Below are 8,556 nucleotides of genomic sequence, written 5' to 3'. Positions count from 1 at the left end.
GCAGCTCCACCGAAGCACCCCGGGAACGCATCGACTATGCCAAGCGGGGCTTATGCGCCTGGTGCAGTGTGCCGGACAACAAAAAAGCCACGCCCCGGGAGGCGTGGCAGTTCGGCAGTGATTTTGGGGACCTTCATTCGGAATTCCCCAGCCTTGTGGAGGAAAGCGGCAGCGGATGGTTTCACCGCCATGTGCATCGGGTGGTGGCTTTTGTGCGGGAGAATCCAGGGAAGGTATCCAGCAGTGCCCAGAAGAAGTGTGCCGCCATTGAGAAGGGCTTTGACCGGGCCTGGCGGGACAAGGTGATCCAGATGCAGATCCCCTTGTTCGCCCCCACCACCAAGGGACAGTGGGGCCTGCGGTTTGACAGCTTTCTGCCTCAGGCTTTGGAGCTGGGCCCACTCCGGGATAAGGAGCAGTCACTGCCGCCTGAGTTAGTAGAACAACTCCGCACGCTCACGCCCAAGGGGGTTCCTGTGGAGATGGTCGAAACACTGGCGGCCTACTATCTTGCCAACAAGCCGGAGGATTCCGACTGGGTGGTGCTTCCGGTGGCCAACTTTGACGCATATTTCGGCACCACCAGCTTTGGGCGAAAGTATCTCAAGCAGATCCCAGAGACCATTTTGGAGCGATCTGAAACAGGCTTTGGACTGTGCCGGTACCGGCTGGGCAACTCCCTTGTTATTAAACAAAATCAGAAGTATGCATCCATCTCTTTCGGAGAAGTATAGCGGTTTTGATATTGCCAGATTGATTTATGTATACTCTTGCGGTAAAATCAAAAGCAAATGTGTATTGGAAGTGAGCAACAATGAATGATTGGTTTACGATTAACGAAATAGATAAGGATACGTATGTTATTAGCGAATACCGTCATTGGGAAGAAACACACTGTTATCTGCTGAATGGTACCAAACGCAGTTTGTTAATTGACACAGGACTCGGAATTTGTAATATTTCTGAAGTGATTTCAGAGTTGACAGATAAGCCTGTTACAGCTATTGCAACCCATATCCATTGGGATCACATAGGCGGTCATAAATACTATCCTGATTTTTATGCACATGAAGCAGAATTGGATTGGCTGAACGGCGGCTTCCCTCAGCCATTAGAAACGATTAAGGAATATGTGGTTGACCGCTGTGAATTACCAACTGATTTTCAAATCAACGAATATAAGTTTTTTCAGGGAAAACCGACCAAAATATTGCATGGTGGTGAACATATTGACTTAGGAGGAAGAATGGTTGCAGTCATTCACACACCTGGCCACGCATCGGGACATATGTGCTTTTGGGAAGCAAACACAGGCTATCTGTTTACCGGTGATTTAGTCTATAAGGACACGCTGACAGCATGGTTTCCCTCTACCGATCCGAAGGCTTATTTGAAATCACTTGAAACAGTGTCCGAACTTCCTGCAAAAAGAGTTTTCCCGGCACACCACTCCTTAGATATACAACCAGAGCTCTTAACTCGTATGCGAAAGGCTTTTCGAGAACTAAAGGCAAATGGAAAGCTCCATCATGGCAGCGGTACATTTGACTATGGGGACTGGTCCGTGTGGCTATGAGATGGAGGGAATTGTGAAGTGCCTTTAGAGCTCTGACGGCTTACTTTTATACTATGTACAAAAAGATTCGGGCGGCATGAAGAATGCCAGACCCTTTGCCAAGGAACATCGGAAACGGAAATAAGGAGGTATCACATCATGAATATCGTGGTTCGCAAGGAAGAAGCAAAGGACTATCGCAGAACAGAGGAGGTGGCCCGGGAAGCCTTCTGGAACCTCTATTTCCCCGGCGCTGCGGAGCACTATGTGGTCCACAAAATGCGGTCACATCCTGATTTTATCCAGGAGCTTGCCTTTGTCATCGAGGTGGACGGCACTGTGGAGGGTGCCATTTTCTATACCCATTCCAAAGTCGTAACACCGGACGGAGAATTTCCCACGATCAGTTTTGGACCGGTTCTTATTTCTCCAAATATCACCGTCAGGGATTGGGTAGAAAGTTGATCACCCATTCCATTGAAAAAGCAAAAGTAATGGGATACTCCGCCATTCTGACCTTGGGATACCCGTACCACTATGAGCCCTATGGATTCCGAGGCGGAAAAAAATACGGCATCTCCATGCCGGACGGAAAGTTCTATACCGGTCTTCTGGTGCTGCCCCTCCGGGAAAATGCCCTGGAGGGAATCCATGGTTACGCTGAATTTTCCGAGGCGCTGGAGGCGGAGGAAGCGGATATCCTCGCCTTCGATGCTTCATTCCCGAAAAAGGAAAAGAAAGTGCTTCCCTGCCAGCAGGAGTATGAAATTGCCTGTGCACAGCTGGATGAATAAGAGGCGATGAAACCATTTTGGAGCTTGGCATGGGTCCGGTGCAGAGTTGCTGGCGTTTTCTAACATACAAGGCGGACGTGAGGTTTAAAAGAAATACATGAACTACGCCGGAAATCCCTGAGGATTTCCGGCTGTTCTCTTCTTTGCATTTTTTACACTCTTCTCATGAACAAACTGGAAGAGATGGATATTGGGAGAAAATGGGCGGTCATCGAGATACGGATTGTATTTATAGTGTTTACTAAGTAAAATCATAAACAGAAACCATAATTCGATCTATCTTCGGCCTTTCGTCCGGTTTTACATGACGGATCAAAAGAAAGAAATATGTACTGCCACATGACTCGGGACAGGGACATGATCTGAACAGAATCTATATGTATAATAGTCACTTCACAAGTTGACGAACCGAAGATTTTCTGATAAGATATGGAACATTACAATGAAAGGAGAAGGTCTTCAACTTATGGATGACGGTGACAGTAACGCCCCCGCCAAGCCTCCCTCGTACAATTATGAACAGAATCGAATGAGACATGGCCTGTACTTTCGCGAATAATGTGACAGGTCGTGTCTTTTGCGCTTTTTCTGTAATTGTTATGATTTGAGGAGGTACTTACAATGGAAAATTCTATCTTATTTATGATTTTACTGCAGGTGTTTCTGATCCTGCTCAACGCAGTCTTTGCCAGTGCGGAGATTGCAGTAATTTCTATCAATGACGCCAAGCTGGCCCGAATGGCGGCGGAGGGAGACAAACGGGCCGTGCGTCTGGCTCGTCTGACCAGCCAACCGGCCCGCTTTCTCGCCACCATCCAGGTGGCCATCACTCTGTCCGGCTTCCTGGGCAGCGCCTTTGCGGCGGAAAACTTTTCAGACGGCCTGGTCAATTGGCTGGTAAGCCTGGGTGTGGGCATTCCCGCTGCTACCCTGGACGCCATCGCCGTGGTCATCATCACGCTGGTTTTGTCCTACTTTACCCTGATCTTTGGTGAGTTGGTTCCCAAGCGGGTGGCCATGCGTAAGGCAGAGTCCCTGGCTCTGGGTATCTCCGGCCTGATCTCCGCCATCGCCAAGCTGTTTGCACCTATTGTGTGGTTCCTGACCGCTTCCACCAATGCTGTCCTTCGTCTGCTTGGTATTGACCCCAACGCCGAGGAGGAGACCGTCAGTGAGGAGGAGATCCGCATGATGGTAGACGTGGGCAGCCAGAAAGGTACCATTGACCACGAAGAAAAGCAATTCATCCAAAACGTCTTTGAGTTTGACGACTTGACCGCCGGGGAGATTGCCACCCACCGAACCGACCTGACCATTCTGTGGCTGGAGGAGAGCATGGAGGAGTGGGCCGCCACCATCCACAACAGCCGCCACACCCGGTATCCTGTGTGCGGAGAATCCGCGGACGATGTGGTGGGTATCCTCAATGCAAAAGATTACTTCCGCCTGACGGACCGGAGCCGTGAGACCGTACTGGAACAGGCGGTGGAGACTCCCTATTTGGTACCGGACAGCGTCAAGGCGGATGTGCTGTTCCGTAACATGAAGGGCGGCTGCCATCCTTTGGCGGTGGTGCTGGACGAATACGGCGGCATGACGGGCATTGTTACCATCAACGATCTTGTGGAGCAGCTGGTGGGAGATCTGGGCGAGGAGGATGTATGCCGAAACGCCCTTCCCCTGATCGAGGCTGTGGACTCTGGCACCTGGAAGATCCGTGGAGAGGCGCCTCTGGAGGAGGTTGCCCAAACACTTGGTGTCACGCTGCCCTTTGACGACTTCGATACCTTTAACGGACTGATCTTTGGGGCCGTGGCCACCATTCCCGAGGATGGATCCACCATTGAGGTGGAGACTTTCGGTCTGGTGATCCGGGTCACCGAGATCCGAAATCATCAAGTGGTAACTGCGTTGGTTTGCTTGGCAGAGCCGCAGAACACAGAAAAACAGGAACATAGAGGTGAGCATGAGTAATCTGTCTCTAATACCTGTTACCAGCAAAAATCGCAGGGCTATTGAGAAGTTGAAGGTGTTTCCACACCAGACAGGTTTTATCGAAAGTGTTGCGGACTGTATGAAAGAGGCGGATCAGCTGGCAGCGTAGCATCCCATGTGCATCTATGACAACGACACCATGATCGGTTTTACCATGTACGGAATGATCCTGGAGCCCGCCTATACAAGACTTTGGTTTGACCGCTTGCTGATTGATAAGCAGCATCAAGGTAAAGGCTATGCAAAGCCTGCGGTCCAGCTGATCCTACAGGAGATCTGTTCCCACTATCCCAATACAGATATTTATCTCAGCGTGTACGCAGAAAACCATCCTGCAATCGCTTTATATCGCTCCTTTGGATTTGAATTTACAGGCGAACTGGATACCAAAGGGGAAGAAATCATGATATATCGAAGTACCATGTGAGAAAAGAGTTGAATTCAATATAAGCAGTATGTTTCGAGTAACACACGATACAAAACACGCCGACCTCAAAGAGATTCTGGCTTTGATCCGAACAAAGAACCCGATAGGATTTGAGCTGCTCTATGCCCGGTATTACCGGCTTCTGTTTAGCACTGCCTATACGGTGCTCCGGCAGGAGAGCGACGCTATGGACGCGGTACAAAACGCGGCCCTGCGGCTCTATACCATGGACGAGAGCCTGTTTCCCTCCGATCACGAACTGGCCTGGCTCCATACGGTGGTCAAAAATGAAGCCCTAATGGTCCTGCGGAAAAAGAAGCCGGAGCATTCTGTGGATGAGCTTCCGGAGATCCCTGTCCCTGAGCGGCAGTTGGAGATGCTGGAGGACATGGAGACGGTTCAGTCCATGCTGTCCTCTCTTGATCAAAAGCGACAGAATGTGGTCACCCTGAAAGTCCTGGGTGGCCTGAGTCACAAGGAGATCGCCCAGCTGTTGTCCATGCCTGTGGGAACGGTCCAGTGGCTCTACAACACCTCCATCAAAAGCCTGCGGCGAACCCTCACCGCTCTGGTCAGCGTGGCAATCGTTTCTGCGGTTGGTCTTCTGTACCAGGCAGCCCAGTATTTCCGTACACCTGCCCAGGAGCCTGGCGGCGATTTTGGCATCAGCAGCATCCCGCCCGCAGAGCCGTCCCTGTCTCCCTGGTTTACGGTGTGGTTGACCCTGCTGATCGTTTCCATTGTGGCCGGAATTCTTTTTTCAAATTTTCCGACAAAATTCCAACAAAGCGAAATCCTCGCCGCATCTAAATAGATGAACGGGCAAACGCCAAAACATCGAAGGAGGATTTCAAATGCGGTTCAAACGATTCTGTTCACTAAGCATAGCTGCGGCCATTGGCATGAGTATTCTGGCGGGGACTGCCGCCGCAAAGGAGACGACCACCGGAGTAGGGTTTGACTTTAACCAGAATGACGGTGGGTTTACTCCCATTTTTTCCGACTACCCCAACGAGCAGGGGGTGGAGGAATTTTATGAGCTTCGCTCCGGCCATGAGGAGGTTCCCATTGCAGACGCTGGAAAGGGACTTTTCCTCTCCGGCAATAATCACAGCGACGATCTCTTTATGGGATATTTCAAAGAACTGAGTGGCCTGGCTCCCGAGACAGAGTATCAGTTCACTGTCCGTTTCAAGCTGGCAACCAATGTGGAAAATGATATGATCGGCATCGGCGGCGCTCCCGGAGAATCGGTCTTCGTCAAGTGCGGTGTTGCCTCTGAGGAGCCGGAAAACAGCCTGGACTCCCTGAACCACTTCCGCCTGAACATCGACAAGGGCAGTCAGAGTACCGGCGGAGCGGATATGATCGTGGTCGGAAACCTTGCCAAAAAGGAAATCAACCGTCCCGGTGAATATGAGTTCAATGAGATCGAGACCAAGGTAATTGCCCGGACCGATGAAGCGGGAACGGCGTATCTGGTGATTGGCACCGACTCCGGCTTTGAAGGGGTGACCTCCTACTATCTGGACGACATCTCCGTCAGCTGGGCCGACACCAGCGAGGTTTCCGTCACCCGGGGCGACGCAGCCAAGATGCTGTTGGACCATGCCCATCGCTGGGACGAGATCGTGGGGCCCCCCACCTTTACAGATGTAGCATGGGAGGCTCCTTACGCTGAGGCAGTTGCCTGGGCAGAGCAAAACGGCTATCTGGGCGGCTACGGTAACGGTTTCTTTGGGCCGGAGGATGCCATGACTGTGGAACAGGCTATGGTGATGATCTATCGCCTGTTCGGAGGCCTAAAGTGACCGATGTAGACATTCTGGACCGGTACCAGGACGGTGGCCAGGTCTCTCCCTGGGCGCGGGACGCCATTGCATTTGCCATCACCAACAAGCTGCTGGAGCCGGGCGATGCGATCCAGCCCCAGTCGCCCATTACCATGAAGGCCCTGCGCTATGCCATCGGTCAGATTGGCATGGCCGACTAAACACCCAATCACGGTTTCAAACAAGTATTCTGCCCATGTCTTAAAGTACTACACAGCTATTCCTATAAAAATCAGACATCCCTCTCCGCTTCTTCCGGAAAGGGATGCCTGTCTGTCTCAAAGTGATTCAACTCGTATGCCAATTCCCATGCCAATTGGAATCCGCAAAGGAAACTGTCCATGGAGCGTTCCTCTGTGATTAGGTTCTGTGCGTCCATGATCCGCAACACCAGCTTTCTCTCTGGCTTTTCCAATCTCTCAATAAGTTGTTGGTGGCAAGTTTCAATTTCCTGCTCAGACTCTGCCATAGGCAGTGGCGTGTAAAATCCGTAGTAGAATTTTTTCAGGGCGTTGTTCATATGCTCTACCTCCTTGTAGCAAGACACCATACCACAAGTTAGCGTGAAAAGCCACTGGAATATTTGTATTTCAATAAATGCCTTATCATTGGTTTTGCAGACCATACACCACTGTCCGTGGGTAGAAAACTTACCACTTTTGCGAGAGCCGGTAGTTGTCCTGTTAAATAAGAAATTAGAGCCTGTGGTGCTCCACAAGCCCTAATTTTCCCCATACACGGCGTTAAGCCCCATAGGTTCACATTGTGTACCTATGGGGCTTAACCCTTTTCTGTGACCGTTTTTCTTATCCCAGACCGGGGAGAAACAGATAGAGGATGCCACCCAGTACGCCGCAGCCCAGCATGACCACAACCGGGTCACACTTCCAGCGGCGCAGCACGGCGAAGGCTCCCACAAAGAGCCCTACCGCCACAAGATCGGGAAGGACGGGTGCAAAGCCCTCCGTTCCCCAAAAGGCGGTTATGACCAGAGAGAGTCCCGCCGAGGCGATGAGGGACACGATGGCCGGACGCAGGCCGTACAGGGCCCCCTGGATGGCGGTGAGACTCCGGTACCGGTAGTAGACCCAGGCCAGCAGGGAGACAATGACGCAGGAGGGAAAGACGCACCCCAGCGTGGCCACGATGGCCCCCAGGGGCCCGGCGATCTGGGTGCCCACAAAGGTGGCGGCATTGATGGCAATGGGCCCCGGGGTCATCTGGGAGATGGTAATGAGATCGGTGAGCTCCGCCATATCCAGCCAGTGGTGGACGTCCACCACCTGGGTCTGGATGAGGGGAAGGGCGGCATATCCTCCGCCGAAGCTGAAGAGCCCAATCTGGAGAAAGCTGAAAAAGAGCTGGATCAGGATCAAGGCGAACCCTCCTTCCGGCGCTGGGCGGCAAAGGTGGCGGTGATGCCCAGAAGCGCGCAGACCAGAAGGATCCAGGCCACATTGAGCCCGTCCCAGAGCAGGGTCACCAGAAAGGAGCCCGCCATGATGGCGGTGGGAAGCCATTCCCGCCGCCGCAGGATGTCCCCGCCCATGTCCACCACCACACTGGCAATGACGGCGGACACACCGGCCTGCATCCCCTTGAGGACGGCGGCCACCACCCGGTTTTCCCGGAAGGCGGTGTAAAAGAGCGAGACCACCGACAAGATGAGAAAGGGCGGCAGAATGGTCCCAAGGATGGAGAGGGCGGCCCCCAGCGGCCCGCCCACCCGGTACCCCAGCAGGATGGCGGCGTTGACCGCGATGGGGCCGGGTGCAGACTGGGCGATGGCGGTGAGGTCCAGCATCTCCTGCTCCTCCAGCCAGTGGAGCTGGTCCACAAACTTCTGCTTCATCAGGGGAACGATGACATAGCCCCCGCCGAAGGTAAAGGCGCTGAGCAGAAAGGTGGAGGAGAACAGACGGAAATAGAGTGTGTGGTCCCGCTTCAAAACAG

The 8,556-nt window shown here is 52.5% G+C and carries 12 protein-coding genes; 9 read left to right on the top strand and 3 right to left on the bottom strand.

The window, feature by feature from the left end; genetic code table 11:
* The 9 genes from INF37_RS08455 to INF37_RS08420 all read left to right on the top strand — a co-directional run.
* The coding region (locus tag INF37_RS08455) for a hypothetical protein (protein ID WP_193537687.1) at positions 1-734 on the top strand (734 nt) is incomplete at its 5' end.
* 80 nt (positions 735-814) lie between these two features.
* A complete protein-coding gene (locus INF37_RS08450) occupies positions 815-1,576 on the top strand; it encodes an MBL fold metallo-hydrolase (RefSeq protein WP_193537685.1) in 762 nt (253 codons plus the stop codon).
* A gap of 138 nt (positions 1,577-1,714) precedes the next feature.
* Entirely contained in the window at positions 1,715-2,020 is a 306-nt protein-coding gene (locus INF37_RS15700; RefSeq protein ID WP_235964263.1) for a hypothetical protein, read from the top strand.
* Positions 2,017-2,349: a hypothetical protein gene (locus tag INF37_RS15695; RefSeq protein WP_235964262.1), complete on the top strand. Its 333-nt coding sequence runs from the start codon at positions 2,017-2,019 to the stop codon at positions 2,347-2,349. Before INF37_RS15700 ends, INF37_RS15695 begins: the two co-directional genes overlap by 4 nt.
* 621 nt (positions 2,350-2,970) lie before the next feature.
* The gene (locus tag INF37_RS08440; protein WP_193537683.1) at positions 2,971-4,323 is read left to right on the top strand and encodes a hemolysin family protein; all 1,353 of its coding nucleotides are present in this window, start codon (positions 2,971-2,973) and stop codon (positions 4,321-4,323) included.
* 136 nt (positions 4,324-4,459) lie between these two features.
* Entirely contained in the window at positions 4,460-4,771 is a 312-nt protein-coding gene (locus tag INF37_RS15690; RefSeq protein ID WP_016413463.1) for a GNAT family N-acetyltransferase, read from the top strand.
* 82 nt (positions 4,772-4,853) lie between these two features.
* Positions 4,854-5,585, top strand: coding sequence for an RNA polymerase sigma factor (locus INF37_RS08430; RefSeq protein WP_193537681.1), 732 nt, complete (start codon positions 4,854-4,856; stop codon positions 5,583-5,585).
* A 40-nt stretch (positions 5,586-5,625) separates the two neighbouring features.
* Entirely contained in the window at positions 5,626-6,582 is a 957-nt protein-coding gene (locus INF37_RS08425) for an S-layer homology domain-containing protein (protein ID WP_193537679.1), read from the top strand.
* On the top strand, positions 6,579-6,764 hold the full coding sequence (locus tag INF37_RS08420; protein ID WP_193537677.1) for a hypothetical protein: 186 nt from the start codon (positions 6,579-6,581) through the stop codon (positions 6,762-6,764). The genes INF37_RS08425 and INF37_RS08420 overlap by 4 nt, the downstream gene beginning before the upstream one ends.
* Positions 6,765-6,835: 71 nt before the next feature.
* Here the strand turns inward: INF37_RS08420 and INF37_RS08415 are convergent, their stop codons facing one another.
* The 3 genes from INF37_RS08415 to INF37_RS08405 form a co-directional block, all read right to left on the bottom strand.
* Positions 6,836-7,123, bottom strand: coding sequence for a DUF6809 family protein (locus tag INF37_RS08415; RefSeq protein ID WP_193537675.1), 288 nt, complete (start codon positions 7,121-7,123; stop codon positions 6,836-6,838).
* 286 nt (positions 7,124-7,409) lie between these two features.
* A complete protein-coding gene (locus INF37_RS08410) occupies positions 7,410-7,979 on the bottom strand; it encodes a chromate transporter (protein WP_193537673.1) in 570 nt (189 codons plus the stop codon).
* Entirely contained in the window at positions 7,976-8,551 is a 576-nt protein-coding gene (locus INF37_RS08405) for a chromate transporter (protein ID WP_101693524.1), read from the bottom strand. Before INF37_RS08405 ends, INF37_RS08410 begins: the two co-directional genes overlap by 4 nt.
* Positions 8,552-8,556 lie beyond the last annotated feature (5 nt).

The sequence above is a fragment of the Pseudoflavonifractor gallinarum genome, assembly GCF_014982855.1.
GTDB lineage: Bacteria > Bacillota > Clostridia > Oscillospirales > Oscillospiraceae > Pseudoflavonifractor_A > Pseudoflavonifractor_A gallinarum.
Note: the sequence above shows the minus strand (reverse complement) of the source record. Positions and strands in the feature narration are given on the sequence as shown.